The organism is Parafrankia soli (assembly GCF_001854695.1).
Taxonomy (GTDB): domain Bacteria; phylum Actinomycetota; class Actinomycetes; order Frankiales; family Frankiaceae; genus Parafrankia; species Parafrankia soli.
Window position 1 is genome coordinate 43,035 of record NZ_MAXA01000169.1, and the last position, 24,946, is coordinate 67,980.

A 24,946-nucleotide genomic window follows, 5' to 3' on the forward strand; every position below is an offset into this window, starting at 1 on the left:
TCTCGCAGGGGCACACGTGGGACCACGGGGGTTCTCCTTCCACCCGACTGCGGAACGGAGCAAGATGAGGCGCCGTGGGGGAGTCCGTCACCAGAACTACCTATTCAAGTACTCAAATAGCATTTTATGCGGCGAGATACGAGGTCATACGGACGATTCACGTTCGGATGACACTCGTACACGCACCTGAAAGCCGGGCACCCGCCACGGCGCGGCCGCCCCTGGGCCCGGACCACAGCCCGTGAACGGCTCGGCCACGGCGACCCTGGCCAACGCCGCGACGACGGCCGCCTACCTCGCGATCTGCCTGTCGATCGCGCGTGGCCTGTGGCGGTCGGGCCAGTGGCGCAACAACCCGCTCGGCCTGGCCACCGCCGCCATCTTCTTCACCTGCGCGATCGGGCACGGCTCGCACATCCTCCAACTCCCGCACGCCACCGGCCCGGCCGCACACGGTGGGCACAGCGGCAGCGGGCATGGTGGCGGCGGGCCCGCGGGGCCGGCCGGCCGCACTCTGATCGACGTCCAGTTCCTCACCACCACCTGGGACGTCGTCACTGCAACCGTCGGCATCTGGTATTGGACGCTACGGAGTCGCTTCCCGGCTCTCGTTCGCGGTACCGCGCTCTTCGAGGATCTTCGTCTGCGAGAGGCCACACAGCAGACCCTGCGCGAAAGCGAGGAGCGCTACCGCGGCATCGTCGAGACGACGGCCGACGGCGTCGTCCTGCTCGGCCCGGACGGGCACATCACCTACCGCAACGCCCGGTTCGCCGCCATCGTCGGCGGGACACCGCTGGGCACCCGGTTCACGGACCTGGTGTCCGACACCGACCGCGCCGAGATCACGGCCGCGCTGGACGCGGTGCGGGCCGGTGCCGTCCGCCGCCTCGAGACAGCGCTGCGGCACTCCGACGCCCGCAAGGTCTGCGCCCAGGTCGCGCTCACCGCCCGGCTCGGGCCGGCCGGCACCGTCGACGGGACGCTCGCGATCGTCACCGACGTCACCGAGCAGAAGAACATCGAGGCCCAGCTGCGTCAGGCCCAGCGGCTCGACGCCCTCGGCCAGCTCGCCGGCGGCATCGCGCATGACTTCAACAACCTGCTCACCGTCATCGACGGCTACGCCACGCTCGTGCTGGCGCGCGGCGATCTCGACGAGGGCGTCCAGCGCGACCTGACCGCCGTACGGGATGCGGCCGCGCGCGCCACCGGCCTGACGAGCCAGCTCCTCGCCTTCTCGCGCACAGTCGACGTCCGCCCCGGGCCGGTCGACCTCAACGACCTGGTACGCGGGCTCGAGGAGATGCTGCGCCGCCTCATCCGCGAGGACATCGAGCTGGTCGTGATGCCCTCGGCGCGGCCCGCGATCGTGCGCGTCGACCGCGGGAAACTCGAGCAGGTTCTGGTCAACCTGGTCGTCAACAGCCGGGACGCGATGCCCGACGGCGGGCGGCTGTTCATCCGGGTGGTCGTCGACGACGTCGCCTCCGCGTCCCACCCCGACGTCCCACCGCGGCGGCTGGTGCGGCTGACCGTGGCCGACACCGGGCACGGCATGCCCGAGCACGTCCGCGCGCGCATCTTCGAGCCCTTCTTCACCACCAAGGACCCTGGCAAGGGAACCGGCCTCGGGCTGGCGACCGTGTACGGGATCGTGCGCCAGGCCGAGGGCACCGTCGAGGTCGACTCCGTCCCGGGACTCGGCGCCACGTTCCGGGTCGACCTCCCCGCGTTCGTCGAACCCACTCTCACCGAACCCGCGCTCGCCGAACCCGCGCTTACCGAACCCGCGCTTACCGAACCCGCGCTCAACGACGCCCCGTTCACCGGACCCGGCGCCGCCGCACCTGGCCTCGCCGAATCTGGCCTCGCCGGACCCGGCATCACCGCCCCCGGCATCACCGCAGTCGGTCTCCGCGACCCCGACCGACACGCGCCCGGCCGACACGGGCCCGGTCTCCCGTCGGCCGGCGCTGTCGCCACGACAGCCGGCGGAGCGGTCGAGGACCACGCCCGGGGCGACACCGGCGCCGACCTGAGCGGCCGGCCGCGCGGCGCGGTCAGGACGAACCGCCCCGCCCCGGTAGGTGCGCCGGAGCGATCAGCCGCGCCGAACGACCGGTACCGGCCAGACGCCGCCCGGCACGCCTGGAGTTGCACGACCATCCTGCTCGCCGAGGACGACGACGCCGTCCGCCGCCTGGCCGAGCGGGTGCTGCGCGGTGTCGGCTACCGGGTGGTGTGCGCGGCCGACGGCCGAGCGGCACGGACGCTCGCCCGCCGGCTGACCTCCGTCGATCTACTCGTCACGGACGTGATCATGCCCGGCCGCAACGGCCGTCAGCTCGCCGAGGAACTGACCCGGATGTTCCCGGGCCTGCCCGTCGTCTTCACCTCCGCCTACAGCCGCGGGATGCTCACCGACGGCGGTGGTGACCTCGGCGTGGCCTACCTGCCCAAGCCGTTCACCCCCACGAGCCTGACCGAGACCGTTCGCGCCGCGCTGGCCGCCCGTCGTCCCGCTACCCTCGCCCCCGCCGGACCGGTGCGGCTCCCCGCCCCGCCCGCGCCCCCGCGCGTGACCGGGGCACCGGCGGGCCGCCACCGCGAACGCCGGCCGCGTCGAGAGTCCTGACGACATCCACCCCGGCAACCCCGCCGGGACGTGAGGATGGAGGCGTGACCGACGAAGGAGCGGGCGACGGCACCACGCCGGGCGGAGCCGTGGGTGACGGCGCTGTGGGCGACGGCACCATGCGGGACGGAACAGCACGGGAGCGGTCCGGCGGGCGGAGCGCAGCCGTGCCGGGCTTCCTCCCGAGCACCCACGCCTTCGGCTTCACCAACTCCTTCCCCCGCCAGCCCGTCCTGCGGATCCCGGTCGTGGGCCTCGGCACGGTGCCGATCGGGGACGCCAGTCGTGGCCTGTGCGGCGGGATGATCTACGCCGTCCGCGACATGTTCGAGTTCGGCGTAGCGCCTCCGGAGATCACCAGCCCACCGGCCGCCGGGACGCCCCTCTACCGCTACATCGTGCGCCGGCTCTTCGACAGCTTCGACATCCCGCGCGGGGTCTACCGCTACTACCGCCTGACCAGYGCGGCCGACACCGACCTGCCTCGCGGCCCGCTGACCCGCCCCGGCGTCGGGCGGATCAGCGTCGACCGGGAATGGCCGCGGATCCGCCTCGACCTGGATCGCGGTCTGCTCTGCCCGCTCGGCGTCATCACCGTCCACTCGGCCGACCCGCTGCGCCTCGGCCTCAATCACCAGGTCCTCGCCTACGCGTACGAGCAGCGCGGAAACCGGGTCAGGCTGCGGGCCTACGACCCGAACACACCCCGGGCGAGATCCGACGACGTCACCCTGTCATTCGAGATCACACCGCCGCTCGAAGTACCGTCCCCCCGCCCGGCGGCACCGCCGCACGGGACCACTCCGGTCACTCCGGCCACATCGGCCGCGCCGGTGACCATCGAACACACGATCTCGATCGGCGGACGTCCGGTACGCGCGTTCTTCCGGTCGCGCTACCGCCGGGTCGACCCACGCCCCGCGCTCAGTCTGCCCCCGGGGCCCACGGTTGCCCCGTCAAAGCCTCCGCCGACATGATCGACTTTGCGTCCTCCGGCCAGCGGTCGACGGCACGCGTTTGTCGGCGGAGCGGACGATCCCCTATGCTTGCCCTGTTCTGAAGCCCGGTGCTGTGGTGGATCATCCGCTGCCGCATCTCCGGTTCGCTGCCCCCATCGTCTAGCGGCCCAGGACGTCGCCCTTTCAAGGCGGTAGCACGGGTTCGAATCCCGTTGGGGGCACACTCTTAGTAGTCAAGATACTACTGAATACACTTGATGCGCTAGTCTGATCGGTATTTCTTCACATGAAGAAGCACCCTAACCGCATCGCGTGTCCGATTCAGTCGACGGCGGTCCTGCGCGCGATGAACTCGATGGGGCCGTCCATCGCGGGCAGCCGGTGAGAAGTGCCGCAGCCGGCAGGGCGTTGCCGAGCAGGGCGAGGCTGGAGGCCATGGCGGCGCCGATCATCGCGACGCCGTGCCCGCCGTCGCGCAGGCGCCGGATCTGGTCGAGCTTGCCCGCGCGGGAGACGCCGGCGATTCACTTCGTCGACACCCACGGCGTCGGCGACCGTCCTGCCGCGTGCGGGCCCTACCATCTCCCGAGTGCCCTTCCGTCGTACAGCGGCGGGTGAATGCCGTAAGCACAACACCGCCGTGCGGCCAGCACTGCTGCGCGGCGACGGGACAGGCCGCTCAGGTCAGCTCACAGCCGTCGTAAGTCACCTGACGGAAGCTAGACCTTCTACATCCTGTCGGAGAAGGGCGGGCGGGGATCCCGGCCATGTGACGTCGGGCAATTGATCCCCGGCGCCTTCGATCTGGGAGGCGAAGCCGCGGCATCCGGAGTCGAGGGGGGTCGGCGTGGACTCCCGCGGCGGCCGGGGCTGATGGCCGGCGTCCCAGCCGAGCACGGCGTGCTACGACAGCGGACCTGGGCCAGGCACTCGGCCACTCATCGGCACGGCTCCGCCCGACCGAACCCGCCCCGATCCGCCCGCACGGCCCACCCAGCTCGCCCGCCCACGCCTCCACCACCACAGCCCGGATCGTCCACCAGGGCCGGCGAGGCAGTTGCCCTGTTTCAGTCCGGCCGCCGCCGAAGTATCGTCCCGCTTGACGAAAATGGTTCTGGTTTCATTTAGCCGGGAGTGTATCGATGCGCACACGGACAGTCGCCGCCGTGATAGCCATGGTGGGAGTCACGGCGGGGGTTGCAGCCTGCGGCTCGTCAGACGACGGGGGTGGTGGGCAGGAGTCGGCCGGCGGGAGCCCGGTGTCCGTGGTGGCGTCGACGAACGTCTGGGGTGACGTTGTCCGGCAGATCGCCGGGGACCACGCGAGGATCACGTCGATCATTGACGATCCCAGCGCCGATCCGCATTCCTTCGAGGCCGACGTCCGGGTCCAACGGGAGCTGTCCGAGGCGCAGATCGTGGTCGCGAACGGTGGTGGCTACGACGACTTCGTCGACACGATGCTGAGCGCGGCGGACACCAGGGCCACGGTCCTCAACGCCGTCGACATCTCCGGCAAGGAGCCCGCGGCAGGCGAGGAGCTCAACGAGCACATCTGGTACGACTTCCCCACCGTGGCGGCCGTCGCGGCGCGAGTCTCCGACGCCCTGGCGAGTGCCGACCCCGCGCATGCGTCGGAGTTCGAGGCCAACGAGAAGACCTTTACCGCGAAGCTGACGACGCTGGAGGGCACCGAAGCCACGATCAGGGAGACCGCGGCCGGCGCGGGAGTCGCGATCACCGAACCGGTCCCGGTCTACCTGCTCGAGGCGTGCGGGCTGACGAACGAGACGCCCGAGGAGTTCAGCGAGGCGATCGAGGAAGGCGAGGGCGTTCCGCCGACGGCTCTCGCGGATACTCTCGCCCTGTTCAGCGAGGGGAAGGTCAAGCTGCTCGCCTACAACGAGCAGACGACCGGGGTGGAGACCGAGAAGGTGCTGGACGCCGCGGAGGCTGCCGGTGTGCCGGTGGTGCCGATGACGGAGACGCTGCCGGCTGGCAAGGACTATGTGACCTGGATGACCGAGAACCTGAGCACGGTGGCCGGAGCGCTGAAGGCATGAGCTCGTCCGGCCTGGTGCTGCGGATCCGGGATGGTTCGGTCGGGTACGGCACCCGCGTCCTGTGGTCGGGGCTCGATCTCGACGTGGCCCCGGGCGAGTTCCTGGCGGTGCTGGGGCCGAACGGGGTCGGCAAGACCACCCTGCTGCGGGTCGCGCTGGGTCTGTACCCGCTGCGCACCGGCACGATCACGATAAGCGGCAGGCCGCCGCATCGGGGCAGCGGTCAGATCGGCTACGTGCCCCAGCATCGGGCCACCGCTCCGCTGGCATCGGTGCTGGCACGGGAGCTGGTGCGCTTCGGCCTGGACGGAAGGCGGTGGGGACCGGGCTGGCCCTCCCGGGCCGCACGGCATCAGGTCGACCGGGCGCTCGCGGCGGTCGACGCCGAGGCCCTGGCCGGCCGGCCGGTGGCGGGGCTCTCCGGCGGAGAGCTGCAGCGTGTCCGGGTCGCCCAGGCGCTGGCGACCGAGCCGGCACTGCTGCTGTGCGACGAGCCACTGGCGTCGCTGGACGCGCCCCGCCGGGAGGCCCTGTCAGCCCTGATCGACCGGCGGCGGCACACCCACGGCACGGCCGTCGTCTTCGTCACGCACGACATCAACCCGATCCTCCCGTACGTCGACCGCGTCCTGTATCTCGCCGCCGCCGGCCACCGGCTGGGGCCCGCCGCCGACGTCCTGGCGTCGAAGAGCCTGTCCACCCTGCACGAAACCGACGTCACGGTGGACTGGTCAGCGGGCCGGATCTTCATCAGCGGCGTTCCGGACAGCTCTCGCGACCTGCAGGGGGTCCGGTGAGTCTGTGGGACCGGATGTTCGTCTTCGAGGACTACGGCGAGCTGCTCTCCCTGCTCCACCACTCGGTCATCGCCGGGGCGGTCCTCGGTGTGGTGTGCGGTGTCATCAGCGTCTTCGTGGCCTACCGGGATCTGGCCTTCGCGGTGCACGGCGTCAGCGAGCTGTCCTTCGCCGGCGCGGCGGGGTTCCTCCTGCTGGGCGCGAACGTCGTGACCGGCTCGCTGATCGGGGCGGTCCTCGCCGCGCTGCTGATCGGGCTGATGGGGGAACGTGCCCGGGACCGCAACTCCTTCATCGGCGTGCTCATGCCCTTCGGCCTGGGGCTCGGCGTGCTGTTCCTCGCCCTGTACAAGGGGCGCGCCGCGAACAAGTTCGGCCTCCTCACCGGCCAGATCGTGGCGGTCGACGCCTCCCGGCTCGCCGTGCTCTCCCTTATCTCCGGGGTTGTCCTCGTGGCCCTGCTGGTGCTGTGGCGGCCGTTGACCTTCGCCAGCCTCGACCCGGAGGTCGCCACCGCCCGGGGAGTTCCGGTGCGTCTGCTGGGGCTGGTCTTCATGCTGCTGCTCGGCGCGACCGTCGCCGCGGCGATCCAGGTGGTGGGTGCCCTGCTCGTGCTGGCGATCGTCTGCACGCCGGGGGCGGCGGCGACGATGGTGACCGCCCGCCGCGGCCTGGCGGCGGCGCTGTCGGTGCTGTTCGCGACCGCGTCCACGGTCGGTGGAATCCTGCTCGCCCTCGGCGGCACCCTCCCGATCAGCCCCTACATCACCACGCTCTCCTTCGCCTGCTACCTCGGCTGCCGAGCCTTCGCCGCCGTTCGTAACCGCCGCTCTCGCCGGGGCCGCCCATCGGACCGGCACCAGCAGGCCCGTCCAGAGGACGAACAGCGCACGGCGAGGCTCGTCGCCACGCCCGCGACTCGCCCGTTGTCGTCGACGTCCGCGCATCCCCCGGCGCCGTGACCGGCGCCTCGACGGATCACGGGCAGCAGGCACAGCCACAGGCGTCGCGCGCGTCACACCGGCCGGCGGCGCCCAGTGCCCGGGCGGCCGGCGCGTGGGCGGCGGCGCAGCACGCTTCACCCCGCCAGGCATCTCGCGCCTCCTTGAGTGCGAGACCGGCGATCACCAGTGCGGCGATCGAGTCGGCGGCGGTCCAGCCGAGGGTGGCGTGCAGCACGAGCCCGGCCAGCAGGACCGCGGACAGGTAGGTACAGAGCAGGGTCTGCTTCGAGTCCGCGACCGCGGACGCCGAACCCAGCTCCCGGCCGGCCCGCCGCTGGGCAGCCGACAGGAACGGCATCACGACCAGCGAGGTCGCGGCGAGCACGATGCCGACGGTGGACGGTTCCGGCTCGCTGGCGCCGGCCAGCGCCCGCACGGCCTCGACCGCGACGAACACGGCGAGGGCGACGAACGAGCCGGCGACGACCCGCAGCGCGGTCCGCTCGCGGTGCTGCCGGGTCTCGTCGTCGCGGGCGGAGAACTGCCAGGCGACGGCGGCGGCCGAGGACGTCTCGATGATGGAGTCGAGGCCGAACCCGACCAGCGCGGCGGAGGAGGCGAGGCTGCCGGCAGTGAGCGCGACCACGGCTTCGACCGTGTTGTAGGTGATGGTCACCAGCACGAGCAGCCGGACGCGGTGAGCAAGCGCCTCCCGGCGGGCCAGTGAGGGACCCGACGTGATGGCCGTGGCCATCAGCAGCAGCCCTTCGTCGCCGCGTCCGGGCAGGTCGGCTCGGTGGCGACCGCGACGACAGCCGCACGCAGCTGGTCGAGAGCCGTACCGATGCGGGCGTCGGCGAGCTCGTAACGAACGCGCCGCCCGACCGGGACGGCGACGACCAGCCCGCAGTCACGCAGGCAGGCGAGATGGTTCGACAGCCGGGTGCGGGAGATCCCGAGCAGGTCGGCGAGGTCGGCGGGGTGGGCGGGTGCCTCACGCAGGGCGAGCAGCAGCCGGGCGCGGATCGGGTCGACAAGGGCGCGCCCGAACCGGGTGAGGCCGTCCAGATCGGTGGCGAGAGCTGTCACGCCAGCAGAATACATGAACTCCTGAATTCAGATTCTCATGAATTCAAAAGTTTCCGGTGCAGCCGTATCCGCTTCAGTCGCCAAGTTGTTGGCAATGACATCCGTTTTCGCTAACCTCTGTCCGACATGCCGGCGCTGCCCCGTCCTCGACGCGGCGCGCCCTGGGGGGTTGGAGGCTTTCGGTGACGACCATGCTCGACCGACGACTACTGCTGCGGTCAGGCGCTCTCGCCCTACTCGGAACGGCGGGGCTCGCCGCCTGTTCCGACGACAGCCCGACGGCGGAGAAGCCGGCTTCCCCGGCGCCTTCTCCCCGCCGGGGCGGAACACTGCGCGCCGCGTTCGTCGGTGGCGGGGCGGCCGAGACGCTGAACTTCCTGATGGGGCCGACCCCGCTGGACTACATCCGCGCGCGTTCYATGCACGGTGCGCTCGGCATCCTCGACCCGAACGAGCCCGACGGAGTGCGGTACGAGCTGCTGGAGGGTATCGACGCGGCGGCGGATCTGACCAGCTACACGCTGCGGGTCCGCCCCGGCGCCACGTTCACCGACGGCTCCCCGGTGACGGCACGGGACGTGCTGTACTCGCTCAAGGCGCCGACGAAGCTCGGTTCCCTGCCGTACCTCAAGCCGCCGGCGGCGAACTTCGACCTGGCCGGCGCACGGGTCGAGGGCGACCGGACGCTGGTGCTCCCGACGAGGTCGCCGATCGCCGACGGCCGCCTCATCCTGTGCCAGAGCACGCTGGTCCTCAAGGACGGCACCACCGAGTTCACCGCCACGATGCCGACCAGCGGGCCGTTCCGGCTGACCGGCTTCGAGCCGGGCCGGGGCAGCTCGTTCGCGCGCAACGACGACTGGGTCGGCCTGACGCTCGGCGGCGGGCCGTACCTGGACGGACTTGAACTGCGCACCGTCGCCGACGCCACCGCCCGGGTCAACGCGCTGACCGGCAAGCAGGTCGAGTTCGCCGCCGGCCTCGGCCCGGTGGCTGCCCGCACTCTGGCGGACAGCGACGCGTTCGAGGTCGTCACCGCGGAGCTTCCCTACGCGACCATGCAGTCGTTCGCGCTGAACCTGTCGTTCCCGCCGTTCGCCGATGTCCGGGTCCGGCAGGCGTTCAAGTTCGCCATCGACCGCCAGCGCATCGTCGACACGGTCTACTTCGGCCGCGCGTTCGTCGGCAATGACCTCGCCGGCCTCGGGTTCGCCGACTACGCCGACGACATCGAGCAGCGGCCCCACGATCCGGCGCGGGCCCGGTCACTGCTGCGGGAGGCGGGCGCGGAGAACCTGGCCGTCACCCTCACCACCGCTCCCGAGATGTCCGGCATGACCGAGACGGCGACGCTCTACGCCGAGCAGCTGCGCGAGGCCGGGGTCAACGTGACGCTGGACGAGCGGGCAGCCGGGCAGCTGTTCTCGGACTACCCCGCCTACGTGCGCCTGCCCTTCGCCGCGAGCTACAACCCGCCGGTGCCGCCGCTGTCGAACTACGTCATCACCCGTGCCGGTGGGGCGCCCTCCGCTTTCGGCTTCAACCGGCCGGACGTCGACGCACTGGTCAGGACGGCGCGCAGCGCCACCGGCGAAGCCGCCCGGCGCGACGCCGCCAAGCAGGCCCAGCGCATCCTCTGGGACGAGGGCAACTCGGTCGTCCCGGTCTTCGTCCCGGCGATCAACGGACAGGCGGCGAACGTCCACGGCGTCGCCGAGGACCTGTTCACCGACTTCAGTCAGGCCTACCTGGCCTGAGCCCACCCGCGGCCGAAGACAGACAGAGCCGAAGGCGAACAGACGGGACAGGTCGACACGTCCATGACGCTCGGGTTGTTGGTGCTGCGGCGGCTGGCGGCCGCCGGCGCCGTCCTCGCCGTGCTCTCCGCCGTCATCTTCCTGGCGACGGACGTGCTCCCCGGGGACGCCGCCGGCGTGCTCGCCGGCGCGGACGCCACCACCGCCGACCGGGCGGAGCTGACCCGGCGGCTGCACCTCGACGAGTCGCCGGTCACCCGCTACCTGCACTGGGCCGGCGACGCGCTGCACGGTGACCTCGGGCAGGGCCAGGTGGGTGGGCGGGCGGTCAACGAGGTGCTCGGTGACACCGTGCCGAACAGCCTCGCGCTCACCGTGCTCGCGCTCGCGCTCGCGCTGCCCTGCGCGGTCCTGCTGGGCCTGGTGACCGCGGCGCGCCTCGGCGGGCGCGCAGACCGGGCGGTGTCGCTGGTCACGCTGGCCGCGGCGGGTCTGCCGGAGTTCGTCACCGCTGCGCTGCTGGCGTGGGCGTTCGGGGCACTGCTCGGGGTCCTGCCGCGGGTGTCGCTGGTCGACCTCGGCGAACGGCCGTGGGAGTCACCGGAGGTGATGGTGCTGCCGGCCCTGACCCTCGCGATCGTCGCGACGGCGATCGCGACGAGGCTGCTGCGCTCGTCCGCGGCCGACGTGGCGGCGGCTCCTTATGTGCGTGCCGCCCGGCTGCGCGGCGTGCACGGCCTGCGGCTGGCACTGCGGCACCTGCTCCCGGCCTCGTTCGCCCCCACCGCCCAGGTCGTCGCGGTGCTCTTCGGTGGCCTGCTCGGCGGGGCGGTCGTGGTCGAGAGCGTGTTCAACTATCCCGGCGTCGGCTTCGAGCTGGCGCAGGCTGTGGCCAACCGGGACGTCCCGATGGTGCAGGGGCTGTCCCTGGCGCTGTGCGCGCTGGCGCTGCTCGGGCTGCTGTGCGGCGACGTCGTCGCGGCCGTCGTCGACCCGCGCACCCGGAGAGGGCGGTGAAGCGGCCAGCCGGCGGCACATCGGCCCGCGGCACGGTGGCCGGCGGCGCGGTCGGGCTGCTCGTCGCCGCGAGTCTGCTCGGCCCGGCACTGGTCGGCGGCTCGGTGAGCGCCCAGGTCGGCCTGCCGTTCGAGGCGCCGTCGTCGGCGCACCTGTTGGGCACCGACGTGGTCGGCCGCGACGTGCTCACCCGGCTGGCGCACGGCGGGCTGCCGGTCGTGGCCCTCGCCCTCGGCGGCACCCTGCTCGCCAGCCTGGTCGGCGTCGCCGTCGGGGTGGCGGCGGCGCTGTCCCGGGGACGGGCCGGCGAGCTGACGGTCCGGGTCGTCGACGGGTTCGGTGTCCTTCCCGCCGTCCTGCTGATGCTGGTACTCGCGACCGGTTTCCCCGGCAGCGACCTCGCGGTGCTGGTCGCGGTCGCCGTTGTCGGCGTTCCCTTCTCCGTGCGGGTGGTGCGCGCCGCGGCGCAGCAGATCGCCGCCAGCGGCTATGTCGAGGTGGCCCTCGCCCGCGGTGACCGGCGGTCCGCCGTGATCCGCCGTGACGTGCTGCCGAACATCGTGCGCCCCGTGCTCGCCGACGCCGGGCTGCGCTTCTCCGCGGCGGTCCATCTCACGGCGGCGGCGGGCTTCCTCGGGCTCGGACGGTCAGCCCCGGCGCCGAGCTGGGGCCGGATGGTGGACGAGAACGCGCCAGGCGTGGCGCTCACGGTCTGGCCGTTCCTCGCACCGGTACTGGCGCTCGTCGTCCTGTCGGTGTCGGTGAACATCCTCACCGACCGGCTCGCCACCATACTGGCGGAGCGATCATGACGACCACCGAACGCCCCGGCCCTGGTCTGCACGACCCCGTTCCGCGAAGCGGCGTCGAGGAGCTGGTCCGCGTCGAAGGGCTCACGATCGGCCCGTCCAGTGGCCCACCGGTGGTCGAGGACGTCGGGTTCGAGGTCCGGCGCGGCGAGGCGGTGGCGCTGGTCGGGCGCTCCGGCGCGGGCAAGACCACGACGGCGCTGGCCCTGCTCGGCCACGTGGCTCCCGGCCTGGCCGTACGATCGGGCACGGTGCGGGTGGTCGGCGAGGACGTCCTCGCCGCCGCGGTCGCGACCCGGCTGCGCGGGCGGACCATCGCCTACCTGGGGCAGGATCCCGCCAGCGACCTGCATCCGACCCGCCGCCTGCGTGCGCAGCTGCGGGAGGCGGCCCGGTCCGAGGCCGACGTCGGCCGGCTGCTGTCCGCCGTCGGGCTGCCCACCGAGCCGGCCTTCCAACGCCGCTACGCTCATCAGATCTCCGGTGGGCAAGCGCAGCGGGCCGCGTTCGCCCTGGTCCTCGCCGGGCAGCCGGACATCCTCGTCCTCGACGAGCCGACCGCGGGCCTCGACGCCGTGCTCACCCGCGCCATCCGCGACCTGATCGGCGAGCTGGCCGCCAGGCACGCGGTGGTGCTCGTCAGCCATGACCGGGCACTGGTCGACGCGGTCGCCACCCGCACCGTCACCCTGGGCGCCCGGCACCCACCCGCCTGGCGGCCACCAGGCGTCGGAACGCACTCGATGCCTGCCGCGCTCGCGCCCACGCCCGCCGCTCCCGTGCCCGGCACGGCTGTGCCCGGCACGGCTGTGCCCGACGTGCTTTCGGTCTCCGGGCTACGGGCCTGGCACGGGCGCCTGCCCGCCCTTGTCGGCATCGACCTGACTGTGCCCGGGGGCGGCTGCGTGGCCGTCGTGGGCCCGTCAGGGTCCGGCAAGTCGACGTTGGCCCGCTGCATCGCCGGTATCCATCGCGGCCGGGCGCTCGCGACGATGCGGCTCGCCGGCGCGGAGGTCCCGGTCACTGGCCGCCGGGCTCGGGAGCAGCGGCGCGCGGTCGCGCTCGTTCCCCAGGACAGTGTCGGCGCACTCAATCCCAGGGAGTCGGTGCGCCGGGCACTGCTGCGGGCCGCCGGCGCGAATCTCGGGCCACACCGCCTGGCATCACAGGGCGGGCCGGGTCACCAGACCGACCCGGATGCCCTGGTCACGGAGCTGCTGGGTCAGGTCGGACTTCCGGCGGGCCACGCGGACCGCCGGCCCGGCGCGCTGTCCGGCGGCGAACGCCAGCGGGTGAGCCTCGCCCGGGCGCTGGCCTGCCAGCCGCGACTGCTGCTGTGCGACGAGGTCACCTCGGCACTCGACAGCCAGACCGGCGAGCAGCTCCTGGAGCTGCTCGCCGGTCTGCGGACACGGCTCGGACTCGGCGTCCTGATGATCACGCACGACCTGTCGGCCGCCCGGCACGCCGAGTGGACGCTCGTCCTCGCCGACGGCGCGATCGTGGATCAGGGGCCGCCGGAGACCCTGAGGACCAGCGGGTCACATCCCGTCACCCAGGCGCTGTTCGGAGCCTGACCCGGGCGCGGTCGGGAGCGACCCGGACGGTCAGTGGTCGTCCCAGTGGCCGTCGTGCGCGGCGTGCCGGTGGCCGTCGTGCAGGTAGTCGACGTGGTCGCCGTGCGGGACGGCCACGTGCCCGCAGCCCACACCGTGGGCGTGGGCGTGGCCCACGCACTCGACGTGCCCGGTCGGCTCGCACTCGTCGTAGTGGTCCTCGTGGACGCGGTGCAGATGCCCGTCGTGCAGGTAGTCGGTGTGGTCGCCGTGCGGGAGGGCGACGTGCCCGCAGCCGAGCCGGTGGGTGTGCTCGCCGGCGTCATGGTGCGGGCTGTGCAGCGTCGGGGTGCTCATGCGGCTCCTCCAGGGAGTGCGCGATCGCGTCCAGCACGATGTGCGCGACGTGCTGGTCAGCAAGGAGGTAGGCGATCTCACGGCCGTGCCGCCGGGTGACGACCAGCCCCGCGCTCCGCAGCACCCGCAGGTGCTGGGAGACCAGAGGCTGGCTGACCCCCAGCGATGCGACCAGCTCGTGGACGTGGCGCTGGCCTTCGGCCAGTTCCCGGACCACTGCCAGACGCACGGGCGAGGCCAGTGCGCGCAGCAGCGTCGCGGCGGGCTCAAGGCCGGTCACGCCGTCCACGCACAACACATAAACACTTTCGCATGTGTCCTGGCAAGCCGGGTCGGGTGGGACGCGGCTCTCACCCGACGCCCACCGCCGCGTCCGCCTCCGCGCGGGCACCCAGATGCCACCCGCGGGCCGCCTGGCGGGAGCGCCAGAAGCCGGCATAGGTCCCGTCGGCGGCGAGCAGCTCGTCGTGCCGGCCCCGCTCGGTGACCCGCCCGGACTCGACGACGAGAATCTGGTCGGCGCCACGCACGGTCTCCAGCCGGTGCGCGATGACCAGCACCGTCGCCCGCCGCGCCAGCGCGGCGAAGGCCCGCTGGACGACAGCGTCGGTCTCCGGGTCGAGCGAGGCCGTCGCCTCGTCGAGGAGCACGATCGGCGCGTCCTTGAGCAGGGCACGGGCGATGGACACCCGTTGGCGCTGCCCACMCGACAGCAGCTTCCCGCCTTCGCCGACCCGGGTGGCGAGCCCGTCCGGCAGCCCGTCGAGCCCACCCGCTCCGCCGGGGGCGCCGGAATCCGGCAGCAGGCCCGCGAGCCCGGCGACCCGCTCGACCTCCTCGTCACGCGCGTCAGACCGCCCCAGCCGGATGTTGTCGGCCAGCGTGCCGTCGAAGAGGTAGACCTCCTGGAAGACGACGGACACGAGCGAGGTGAGCGCCTCGGTGCCCACGTCCCCCACCGGCACGCCGCCGATCAGCACCTGGCCGCCCTCGGCGTCCCAGAAGCGGGCGACCAGCCGCGCGATCGTCGTCTTGCCCGCCCCGGACGGCCCGACCAGCGCCGTCGTGGTCCGCTCGGGGAGCACGAAGCTGACGTCGTCGAGCACCCGCCGCTCGCCGTAGCCGAACGTCACGTGGCGGAACTCGACGTCCGTGCTGGTCGGCCGGACCGGCGTGGCGGGCTCGGGCAGCGGCTGGACGTCGAGCACCCGGGTGACGGCGTCCAGGTTGCCCCGGGCCAGCCGCATACCGGCGCCGAGATCGGCGGCGGCGGACACCGGCTCGATGAACCGGACCATCAGCACCAGGACACCGGCCAGCAGCGCCGGGTCGAGGGTGCCCCCCAGCGCCCGGTGCGTGCCGAGCACCAGCACGACGGCGAACGCCAGCCGGACGACGAAGCTGAAGGTGACCAGGCCGGGCACGGAGCGCACCGCGAGCCGCCGGTCGGCGTCGTGCTGGGCGGCGAGCGCCTCGTCGAGCATCCGGTGCCCGTGCACGGTGCGCCCGAAGGCCCGCAGCACCGGCTGCGTCTGCCCGAACTCGACGATGCGGGACGACGCCTCGTCGACGACCGCGTCCCGGTCGGCGTCCACCTTCGCGACGACCCGGTTGCTCGCGGTCAGGGCGACGACGAGCAGCACGGCGGCGGCGAGGACGGCGCCCGCGAGCCGGACGTCGAAGAAGAACAGCGACACGATCACCGTCATCGGGACCACCACCGCGGTGACCACCGGGCGCAGCAGGTGGGCGGGGATGTTCATCGCGCCCATCACACTCTGGCTGGTCAGCCGGGCGAGCTGGCCGACCCGCCCGGGGTCGAACCAGCCGAGCGGCAACTCGACGATCTTCTCCCCGAGCCGGTGGTGCAGCACGTTCGCCACGTCCGCGCCGACGCGGAACGCCGCGTTCTGCGCCCACCAGGTGAGGCCGGCGTAGGCGAGTGTCGCGGCGGCGACGCCCCCGAACCACGGCCAGGCGTCCGCCGGCTCGTCGCCGAGCAGCGCCTCGATCATCGGCACGCCCAGCGCGTACCCGACACCCTGGGCGACCGCGGCGAGCACGAGACCGACGATCAGTCGGCGCACCAGGGCGGCGTGCTCCGGTCCCAGCACGCGAAGCAGCTGCCTGATCATGTACGTGCCTCCTTGTGGCGTCCCTGGGCCGGCAGCGCCGCCCGCTCCGGCGACTCCGGCGACTCCGGCGACTCCGGCAGCTCCGGCAGCTCCGGCAGCTCCGGCAGCTCCGGCAGCTCCGGCAGCTCCGGCAGCTCCGGCTGGCCGGCGGAATGCTGGGCGGCCCACATCCGCCGGTACCTGCCGTCCTCACGCAGCAGCTCGGTGTGCCGGCCACGCTGGACGATTCGGCCCTGCTCAAGCACGATGATCTGGTCGGCCTCGCGGACGCTGGCCAGCCGGTGGGCGATCACCAGCAGGGTCCGCCCGGCCGCCGCGGCGGACAGCGCGCGCTGCACCGCGTCCTCCGCGTGCGGGTCGGCGTAAGCGGTCGCCTCGTCGAGGACGAGCACCGGGGCGTCGGCGAGCAGCGCCCGCGCGATGGCGATCCGCTGCTGCTCACCGAGCGAGAACGTGACGTCGTGCCCGACCACCGCGTCGTACCCGGCCGGCTCCCGGACCACCCGGTCGTGGATCTGCGCCGCGCGGGCCGCCTCGACGACCGCCTCCCGGGGCGCGTCCGGCCGGGCGAGCGCGATGTTGTCGGCGACGGATGCTCTCAGCAGCCCGACGTCCTGGAAGACGAAGCCGACCAGGCCGTAGAGGGTGCCGGGATCCAGCTCGCGCACGTCGGCCCCGCCCACCGTGACCGCACCCGAGGTGACGTCGAAGAACCGTGGCACCAACCGGGCCAGCGTCGACTTGCCCGCCCCCGAGGGGCCGACGAGAGCGGTGACGGTGCCCGGTGCCAGCACGAGGTCGATGCCGTCCAGGACGGACGGGCCGCCCTCGTACGCGAACGACACCCCGCGCAGCTCCACGGTGGCCCCCTCCGTCATCCGCGGGCTGTCGGAGACCGGCAGCGGCGGGGTGCCGAGCATGCCCGCGACACTCGCCGCGGCGACGCCGCCGGTGCGCAGCGCCTGCAGCCGGGTGCCGATGTTCGACACCGCGCCGGCGACGCCGGGGGCGAGCAGCGCGAACGGGATGATCTCGGGCGCCGGCATGCCGCCGTGCACGACCAGGGCGATACCGGGCCCGAGGACCAGCAGCAGCACCGCCGGCGGGGCGACGACGATCTGGGACGCCGTCGTCATGGCGGTCGTCGCCGCCACCCAGCGGGAGAAGAAGTCGTGGAAGGCGTCCGCGGCGCGGCTGAACCGCTCGTACGCCGACCGCGCGCGGCCGAACGTCTTGACCACGGCGATCCCGTCGACGAACTCCACCACCGCGTTGTTGATCTCGGTGGCGGCCCGGCCGTAGTCGGCCATCTTCGTGCCGGCCTCGGCCATCGCCCGGGCGAACAGCCAGATCCCGGCCACCAGCGGGACGACGCTGAGCAGCCCGAGCCGCCAGTCGGCGACGATCAGGTAGACCAGCGCCGTGACCGGCACGACGATCACCGCGGTGATGTCCAGCAGGGTGTGGGCGACGAGGTAGTGCATCGCGTGCACGTCGTCGTGGACGACCTTCTTCACCTCGCCGGACCCGCGCCGGGCGAACCAGCCGAGCGGAACCCGGCCGAGCCTGTCGGCCAGCGCCCGGCGCAGCCGCAGCTGGAGCCGGGCGTCCCCGACGTGGGTGAGGGTGACCGCCGCGCTGGCCGTCAGCAGGCTCACTGGGGCCGTGGTGCCGCACACGGCGACCCAGAGCCACACCTGGTCCTCGTCCCGGCCGGCCGCCAGCAGCGCCTGCGCGGCCTCGGCGACCGCGATCAGCGACACCACGGCGGCCACGCTCGACACCGCCTGCAGGGCCACGGCGACGACCAGCAGCGAGCGCAGCGGCGCGAGCAGGCTCGCCAGCGGCCGGACGGGGTTCGGAATTCTCACAGCACGCCCTCCTCGAAGGCCTCGGGCTCGAACACGGCTGCGTCGCCGTGCTCCAGGACGAGGGCGGCGAGCCCGGCGACGGTCGGCGCGGCGAGGAAGCCACGGACGGGCACGTCCACACCGAAGCGGGCACGTAGCGCTCCTACCATACGCAGCGCGAGCGTACTGTCACCGCCAGCACCGAAGAAGTTCACGTCCCGGTCGGCGACGCGTACGCCGAGCAGCTCGCTCCACAGCGCGGCGATCGCCGCCTGCGCGCCTGGGTCAGGGGCGACGCCGTCGAGGGTGGTGAGGTCCTCGCCGAGAGCGGCGAGCGCCAGCCGGTCGATCTTGCCGTTCGCGGTGAGCGGCAGCTCCGCCAGCACGTTCACCCGGGCCGGCACCGCGTAGGGCGGCAACCGGTCAGCCAGGTGGGCGCGCAGCGCGGCGACCAGATCGGCGACCGCGTCGCCGCCTGCGGGGCCGGCCGGCACGACGAAGGCGTGCAGGGCGCGGTGGTGCCGGTCGCCGACCGCGACGACGGCGGCGGCCCGGGCCGGCGGGAAGCCCTCCAGCGCCGCCTCGACCTCGTTGAGCTCGATGCGGTGGCCGCCGACCTTGACCTGCTGGTCGGAGCGGCCGAGGAACTCCAGCGTCCCGTCCGGCCAGTACCGGCCGAGGTCACCGGTCCGGTACCAGCGGTCGCCGGCCCGGCGGACGAACCGGTCCGCGGTGCGCCGCGGGTCATCACGGTAGCCGAGGGCGATCCCACGGCCCCCAATCCACAGCTCCCCAGGGACCCAGTCGGGCCGGTCGCCCCCCCACAGGTCGACGACCCGGTACGCCTGGTTGCTGAGCGGAAACCCGTACGGCACCGAGCTCCAGTCCTCCGGCACCTCGTCGACCTCGAAGGCGTTCGACCAGATCGACGCCTCGGTCGCGCCGCCGAGGGCGACCAGCCGACACCGGCCGCCGGTCCGCTCCCGCAGCCGGCCCGGCAGGTCGAGCCCCACCCAGTCGCCGGAGACCAGCGCGAGGCGCAGCCCGGCCGGCAGCGGCTCCGCCTCGKCGGCGACGAGCAGCATGTCGAGCAGAGCCGGCACGGTGTTCCACACGGTCACGCCATGGTCGCGGGCGAGCGAGAGCCAGCGCTGGGCGTCGCGCCGGTCGTCCTCCGCCGCGAGCACCAGCGCGCCGCCGGCGCCGAGCAGCCCGAAGACGTCATAGACGGAGAGGTCGAAGTCGAGCGCGGAGAGGGCGAGCACCCGGTCACCGGCGCCGACCCCGAACCGGGCGTTGATGTCGGCCACCGTGTTCGCGGCCGCGTCGTGGGCGATCTCGACGCCCTTCGGCTCGCCGGTGGACCCGGAGGTGAAGATGACGTAGGCCAGGCTGTCCGGGTCAACCGGCACCGGGGTGGCCAGCGCCGGGCCGGCCAGTGCCCGGCCGATCCCGAGAACCTCCGGTCCGGCCTCACCGGTCGGCTTCGCGGCGTCGTCGGCGATGACGGCGTCGTCGGCGATGACGTACCGCGCGCCGGACGTCGCGTGGATCCGCGCCCGGCGCAGGGCCGGCTGTTCCACTCCGATGGGCACGTACGCCGCGCCGGCGGCCAGCACGCCGAGGACCGCGACGATCTGGTCGGGGCCCTTCGGCAGGGTGATGGCGACGGTGTCGCCCGGCACGACGCCGCGGGTCACCAGACCGCCCGCGACCCGCAGCGCGGCGTCGACGAGATCCCGGTAGCTCATCGTCGCCGGGCCGGCCTGCGGATGCTCCCAGACGAGCGCCGTCCGGCCGGGCTCGGTGACGGCGCGGCCGAAGAACGCGCCGTGCAGCGTGGCCGGCGCGCGGTCGACGGCGGTGGCGTTGCGCGCGGCCCGGACCTCCCGCTGCCCGGCCGGCAGCAGGTCGGGCAGCTGCCCGGACCAGTCGCCGTCGGCGAGCCAGCCGATGAGCCTGTTGTAGGCGGCGAACATCGCGTCGACGACGCCGGGCCGGAACAGGCCCTCTACGACGTCCCAGCTGACCTGAAGCCCGCCGCCGGCTTCCACCACCTGGTTGTCGAGACCGACCTGCGGAGACTGGGACAACCCGTACACGGCCTCACCGAAGGCGTCCGACAGGTCCATCGAGACGCCGTCACCGACGCCGATCGCGCTGGTGAACACGACCGGCATCGCCTCCAGGGCGCCGGTCGCCCGCGCCAGCTCGCGCAGCAGCCAGATCGGGGAGACCTCGCGGTGGTCGAGGTCGGCGGCCAGCCGGCGCTGCAGGCCGCCGACGGTGGCCAGCCAGGTGTCGGCCCGCCGGTGGTCGGCGAGCGACAGGGTGGTGAAGTCACCCAGCAGCCGGGCGATGTCCGGGTGTACAGGACGCCGGTCGAAGAGGGTGAGGGTGATCGTCAGGTCGGTGTGGGCGCTCCAGGCGGCCAGCACCTCGCCGTAGGCCGCCAGCAGCACTGTGGACACGGTGACGCCGTGCCGGCGGGCGGCGGCGCGCAGCCGCTCCCACACCCGCGGCTCGTGCCAATGCCGGTGCCGTTCGAACCGCGGCCTGGTGAGCTGCGCCGGGTCGAGGGCGGTCGGCAGCGCGGGCGCGGGCGGCAGCTCGGCGAGCCGGGCCCGCCAGTACTCCTGGTCGGCCGCGGCGGCCCGCGGGTCGGGCCGTACGCCGAGCACGTAGTCCCGGAACGACACCCCGATCTCCGGCAGGGCGGGTGGGCGGGCACCGGCCCGGGCCGCGACGTAGAGCCGGTCGAGCTCCGTGTACAGCGTCATGATCGACAGGGCGTCGAACACCAGGTAGTCGAGGCCGACCGCGAGCCGCACCCGCCCTTGGCCGGCCCGCTCGTAGCGCAGCGCGGACACCTCGAACAACGGCCACCGGGTCAGGTCGAGCACCCGGTGCGAGTGCTCCCGGCGGAAGGCGGCGAGCTCCGCGTCGGGATCCGCCCGCGGCGCGGCGGCCCGCACGTCGACGCGGGGCGGCGGGACGTCGGCGAGGATGCGCTGGTTGCCGTCCTCGTCGAAGACGGCCCGCAGCATCTCGTGGCGCTCCACCAGGCCGCGCAGCGCCGTTTCCAGGGCCGCCGGGTCCCAGGTCGCCGCCGGCACGTCGAACTCGGTGTAGTGCCAGGTGCCGACGCCGCCGAGCGGCAGCCGCTCGTCCCGGCCGATCCAGTAGGCGCGCTGCACGTCGGTCGGCGGGAACGGCTCGTGCCGGCGCTCCTGGTCGGCGGCCAGCCCGTCGTCCTCCCCCGGTAGGGGTGGCATCGCGCCGTCCGTTTCCAGCGTCGCGGCGAAGTCCGCCAGCCGGGGCGTGGTGAACAGCCGGCCGAGCCGTCCGCCTGTCAGGCCAGCCTCCCGAAGGCGGACGAGCATGGTGGTCGCGAGCAGCGAGTCGCCGCCCAGGCTTACGAAAGTGTCGTCGCGGCCGACCCGCTCGGCCCCGAGCAGGTCGGACCAGATGCCGGCGACCGCGCTCTCCACCGCGCCCCGCGGTGGCGTGAACACGGCGCCGTCGCCGCCGCCGGTGGCGGGCTCGGCGGTCAGCTCCGCGGCGAGCGCCACCCGGTCGACCTTGCCGTTGCGGGAGAGCGGAATCCGCGGCCGGACGACGACGAGCTGGGGACGCGCCACCTCGGGCAGCCGCTCGGTCAGCCAATCACGCAACGACTCGACGAAGCTGTCGGTCATGAGGCTGTCGGTCATGAGGCTGTCGGCCCGGTCCTCGCCCGGGTCCTCGGCCGGCTGAACGACGAGCGCGAGGCGCCGCGCGGCGCCGGCCACGACCGTGGCGGCCGCGGCGGCGACCCCCGGGTGGCTGCGGGCGGCCGCCTCCACCTCGCCGAGCTCGATGCGGTGACCCCGGATCTTGACCTGGCCGTCCGTGCGGCCGAGGAACTCCAGGACTCCGTCGGAACGGTAGCGGGCCAGGTCGCCCGTGCGGTACCAGCGGGTTCCGGCGTGTTCCACGAACCGGTCCGCGGTGCGGGCCGGATCGCCCCGGTAGCCCCGGGCCACGGACCGGCCACCGATCCACAGCTCCCCGGTGACCCGGTCCGGGCAGTCCCGGCCCTGCGCGTCGACGACCCGCGCCCGCACCCCCGCCAGCGGCATACCCCACGGCATCGACGGCCAGGCACGCGCCTCGTCGGCCTGCTCGGGCGACACCTCGAACGCGGTGGAGTGGATCGCCGCCTCGGTCATGCCGCCCAGGGCGACGAACCGCGCGGCGGGGAAGATCGCCCGCGTCCGGGCTGGCAGGTCCACGCCGACGACGTCCCCACCGAGCAGCACCAGGCGCAGCCCTCGGGCGGCGGGGGGCACCGCAGCGGGGGGCGCCGCGGTGAGCAGCATGTCCAGCAGCGCGGGGACGGTGTTCCAGACCGTCACGTCGTTGTCGGTGAGCGCCCGCCACCATGCCGCGGCGTCCCGGCGGTCCTCGTCGGCGAGCAGCACGACGGCACCGCCCGCGGCCAGCGCACCGAACAGGTCGTAGACGGACAGGTCGAAGTCGAGGGCGGACAGCGCCAGCGTCCGGTCCCGCGGACCCACCTCGAACCGGTGGTTGAGCGCGTCGATGGTGTTCGCCGCCGCGGCGTGGGTGACCTCGACGCCCTTCGGCTCCCCGGTCGACCCCGAGGTGAACAGCACATACGCGGCCTGGTGAGGGTCGATTTCCACGGGACCGAGCAGCGGCTCCCGCGCTGCCGCAGCGGCGATGTCGACGCTCCTCAGCGCCTGGCCCGTGGCGCCCGCAGCCTCAGCGGCGAGCGGCGGGCTCGTCGCGGTGTCGGTGAGAACCAGCCGCGCACCGGAGCGGGCATGCACCGCCACGCGGCGCAGCGGCGGCTGGTCTACGCCGAGGGGCAGGTAGGCAGCACCGGCGGCCAGCACGCCGAGCACCGCGACGACCTGGTCGACGCCGCGCGGCAGCGTCACGACCACCGTGTCACCGGGCCGCACGCCTTCGTCGACGAGCAGCGCGGCGACCCGCAGCGCGGCGTCGGCCAGCCCGCCGTAGGTCAGCCGCCGGTCGCCCGCGATCACCGCCGGGTGCCGCGTTCCGCCGGCGGTCTCCTCAGCAGCCTCGTCGGCGGCCCGGCGGAAGACGACCTCGTGGAGGGTCCGGGCCGGGTGCGCCAGCCGCGTCGCGTTCACCTCCGCACGCACGCTCGCCTGCGCCGCCGGCAGCAGCGAGCCGACCGGTGCCTGCCAGGGGTCGTCGGAGCCGGCCAGCCGGTCGACGAGCGCGCGGTAGGCCGCGAACGCATCCTGGGCGATCCCCTCGTCCAGGCAGTCCAGCCGCACGTCCCAGTTGAGCAGCAGACCGCCGTCGTGCTCGGTGACCTGGGCGTCGAGCCACACCTGGGGACCCTGGGAGATCGTCCACGCCGGCCGGCCGAAGCATTCCTGGACCGCCGACGAGTAGATGTCGCCGAGACCGAGCGCGCTGGTGTAGACGACCGGGGCGAGCACCGGGTGGCCGCGCCGGCGGGAGAGGTCCCGCAGTACGTCGACGCCGCTGTAGGAGCCGTGCGCGATGGCGCCGGCGAGGGTCTGCTGCACCGCCCGCGCTCGGACGGTGAACGGCATCGGCTCGCCGAGGTCGATGTCGAGCAGCAGCGAGCTGGAGAAGTCCCCGACGAGCAGGTCGACGTCCGGATACAGGGGGTCGCGGTCGAACAGCGGCAGGTTCAGCAGGAACCGCGGGCTGGCGCTCCAGGCGCCGATGACCTCGGCGAACGCGGTCGCCAGGGCGGCGGCCGGGGTGACGCCGCGGTGGCGGGCCCGCTCGGTGAGCACAGTCCGGCGGCCCGGGTCGATCCAGTGGTCGAGTCTGGTGCTGCGCGCCACCGTCCCGGGTTCGCCGGCACCGGGCCGAAGCGGCAGATCCGGTGCTCCAGGCAGGTCGTCGAGCCGGTCCTGCCACCACTGCCGGGCCCGGCTCACCCGTTCGTCCCCGCGGGCGGCCCGGTCGGCGAGGTAGCGGGGAAAGGTGTAGGTCAGCGGCGGCAGCACCCGACCATCGGCGGGCGCTGCCGCCGTCGGCGCGGCCGCCAGGTAGAGCCGACGAAGGTCCTCGAACAGGATGCGCAGGCTCAGTGCGTCGGAGGCGACCATGTCCAGGTCGAGGTGCAGCCGCGTGGCGCCTTCGGGCAGCAGGGTGAGGGCGACCTCGCAGATCTCGCCGGCCTCGACGTCCATCATGCGGTGGGTGTAGTCGGAGCGCAGCGCGGACAGCCGTGCCTCGACCTCCGCCGGGGGCAGCCGCCGCAGGTCGCGGACCGGCAGCCGCGGCTCGGTCACCTCCCCGATCACAGCGCGCCCGTCCTCGGTCACCCGCGAACGCAGCATGCCGTGCCGGGCGACCAGCGCGGTGAACGCGCGCCGCAGCCGCTCCGGGTCGATCCCGGTGCCGTCGAACTCGACGTAGAAGTGGGCGGCGACCCCGCCGAAGGGCTGCCCAGGCTGGCGGCCCACCCAGTAGGCGTGCTGCATGGTGGCGAGGGGGAACGGCTCCCCCACTGCCCAGGATCCGCCATGGTCAGGTGAGCCGGCGCCGGCTGGGTCGACGCCGGCCGGGTCTGTGCCGGCCGGGTCTGTGCCCTCCGAGTCGAGGCGCGCCGAGTCGGCACCCGGGTCCTGCCCGGCCCGCGGGGTGAGGGCCGGGCCGGCCTCGGCCGGTTCGGCTCGATCGCCGCGCGGTGCCCGGCTGAGGATCCGGGCCCACTCCCGCAGGGTGGGTGCCTCGGCGAGCTCGGCGAAGTCCACATCGATCCCCGCGGCCCGCCAGCGGGTGACGAGCTGGATGAGTGTCAGTGACTCCAGGCCAACGGAGAGCAGGTCGTCGTCCAGGCCGAGCTCGTCGGCGTCGGTGAGGCCGAGCAGGGTCGCCACATCCACCCGCAACGTACCGAGGTCGTCCCACGACACCGGGTCGACTTCCACGGGCTGGGTGCTGGTCACG

Annotated in this window: 16 protein-coding genes and 1 tRNA gene; 10 read left to right on the plus strand and 7 right to left on the minus strand. The window is 73.5% G+C overall.

The genetic code is table 11. From position 1 onward, the window contains the following. Positions 1–241: 241 nt before the first annotated feature. The 6 genes from BBK14_RS14230 (at position 242) to BBK14_RS14260 (ending at position 7,419) form a co-directional block, all read left to right on the plus strand. Positions 242–2,638, plus strand: a complete 2,397-nt coding sequence (locus tag BBK14_RS14230) for a hybrid sensor histidine kinase/response regulator (protein WP_071062744.1) — start codon at positions 242–244, stop codon at positions 2,636–2,638. Between the two features lie 119 nt (positions 2,639–2,757). Then, the gene (locus BBK14_RS14235) at positions 2,758–3,615 is read left to right on the plus strand and encodes a hypothetical protein (RefSeq protein ID WP_071062835.1); all 858 of its coding nucleotides are present in this window, start codon (positions 2,758–2,760) and stop codon (positions 3,613–3,615) included. A 130-nt stretch (positions 3,616–3,745) separates the two neighbouring features. Next, positions 3,746–3,818 (plus strand) — tRNA-Glu (locus tag BBK14_RS14240). 921 nt (positions 3,819–4,739) lie between these two features. Then, complete coding sequence (locus BBK14_RS14250) at positions 4,740–5,660, plus strand: metal ABC transporter solute-binding protein, Zn/Mn family (protein WP_071062754.1); 921 nt, start codon at positions 4,740–4,742, stop codon at positions 5,658–5,660. Continuing rightward, a complete protein-coding gene (locus BBK14_RS14255; protein WP_071062755.1) occupies positions 5,657–6,457 on the plus strand; it encodes a metal ABC transporter ATP-binding protein in 801 nt (266 codons plus the stop codon). Before BBK14_RS14250 ends, BBK14_RS14255 begins: the two co-directional genes overlap by 4 nt. Further along, on the plus strand, positions 6,454–7,419 hold the full coding sequence (locus BBK14_RS14260; protein ID WP_071062757.1) for a metal ABC transporter permease: 966 nt from the start codon (positions 6,454–6,456) through the stop codon (positions 7,417–7,419). Before BBK14_RS14255 ends, BBK14_RS14260 begins: the two co-directional genes overlap by 4 nt. 16 nt (positions 7,420–7,435) lie before the next feature. Here BBK14_RS14260 and BBK14_RS14265 read toward each other — a convergent pair whose 3' ends face one another. Both BBK14_RS14265 and BBK14_RS14270 read right to left on the minus strand, forming a co-directional pair. After that, complete coding sequence (locus tag BBK14_RS14265) at positions 7,436–8,155, minus strand: cation diffusion facilitator family transporter (protein WP_071062759.1); 720 nt, start codon at positions 8,153–8,155, stop codon at positions 7,436–7,438. Then, positions 8,155–8,505 (minus strand): ArsR/SmtB family transcription factor, encoded by a 351-nt coding sequence (locus BBK14_RS14270; RefSeq protein WP_071062761.1) that lies wholly within the window; start codon positions 8,503–8,505, stop codon positions 8,155–8,157. The genes BBK14_RS14265 and BBK14_RS14270 overlap by 1 nt, the downstream gene beginning before the upstream one ends. A 176-nt stretch (positions 8,506–8,681) precedes the next feature. Between BBK14_RS14270 and BBK14_RS14275 the strand changes: the two genes are divergently transcribed. The 4 genes from BBK14_RS14275 to BBK14_RS14290 all read left to right on the plus strand — a co-directional run bounded on the left by BBK14_RS14275 (position 8,682) and on the right by BBK14_RS14290 (position 13,650). Continuing rightward, positions 8,682–10,247 carry an ABC transporter substrate-binding protein gene (locus BBK14_RS14275; RefSeq protein WP_241831480.1) on the plus strand — a complete coding sequence of 522 codons (1,566 nt, stop codon included), beginning with the start codon at positions 8,682–8,684 and terminating at the stop codon, positions 10,245–10,247. Between the two features lie 63 nt (positions 10,248–10,310). After that, positions 10,311–11,264: an ABC transporter permease gene (locus BBK14_RS14280; RefSeq protein ID WP_071062763.1), complete on the plus strand. Its 954-nt coding sequence runs from the start codon at positions 10,311–10,313 to the stop codon at positions 11,262–11,264. Next, entirely contained in the window at positions 11,261–12,076 is an 816-nt protein-coding gene (locus BBK14_RS14285) for an ABC transporter permease (RefSeq protein WP_116430073.1), read from the plus strand. The genes BBK14_RS14280 and BBK14_RS14285 overlap by 4 nt, the downstream gene beginning before the upstream one ends. Next, a complete protein-coding gene (locus BBK14_RS14290; RefSeq protein WP_083390939.1) occupies positions 12,073–13,650 on the plus strand; it encodes an ABC transporter ATP-binding protein in 1,578 nt (525 codons plus the stop codon). The genes BBK14_RS14285 and BBK14_RS14290 overlap by 4 nt, the downstream gene beginning before the upstream one ends. 30 nt (positions 13,651–13,680) lie before the next feature. Here BBK14_RS14290 and BBK14_RS40030 read toward each other — a convergent pair whose 3' ends face one another. The 5 genes from BBK14_RS40030 to BBK14_RS14315 all read right to left on the minus strand — a co-directional run bounded on the left by BBK14_RS40030 (position 13,681) and on the right by BBK14_RS14315 (position 24,945). After that, entirely contained in the window at positions 13,681–13,986 is a 306-nt protein-coding gene (locus tag BBK14_RS40030) for a hypothetical protein (protein ID WP_071062766.1), read from the minus strand. After that, positions 13,952–14,266 carry an ArsR/SmtB family transcription factor gene (locus BBK14_RS14300; protein ID WP_198541275.1) on the minus strand — a complete coding sequence of 105 codons (315 nt, stop codon included), beginning with the start codon at positions 14,264–14,266 and terminating at the stop codon, positions 13,952–13,954. The genes BBK14_RS40030 and BBK14_RS14300 overlap by 35 nt, the downstream gene beginning before the upstream one ends. Positions 14,267–14,336: 70 nt before the next feature. Further along, positions 14,337–16,121, minus strand: a complete 1,785-nt coding sequence (locus BBK14_RS14305; protein WP_071062771.1) for an ABC transporter ATP-binding protein — start codon at positions 16,119–16,121, stop codon at positions 14,337–14,339. Continuing rightward, entirely contained in the window at positions 16,118–17,992 is a 1,875-nt protein-coding gene (locus BBK14_RS14310; RefSeq protein WP_071062774.1) for an ABC transporter ATP-binding protein, read from the minus strand. The genes BBK14_RS14305 and BBK14_RS14310 overlap by 4 nt, the downstream gene beginning before the upstream one ends. Then, the gene (locus tag BBK14_RS14315) at positions 17,989–24,945 is read right to left on the minus strand and encodes a non-ribosomal peptide synthetase (protein WP_198541276.1); all 6,957 of its coding nucleotides are present in this window, start codon (positions 24,943–24,945) and stop codon (positions 17,989–17,991) included. The genes BBK14_RS14310 and BBK14_RS14315 overlap by 4 nt, the downstream gene beginning before the upstream one ends. Position 24,946: the final 1 nt, after the last annotated feature.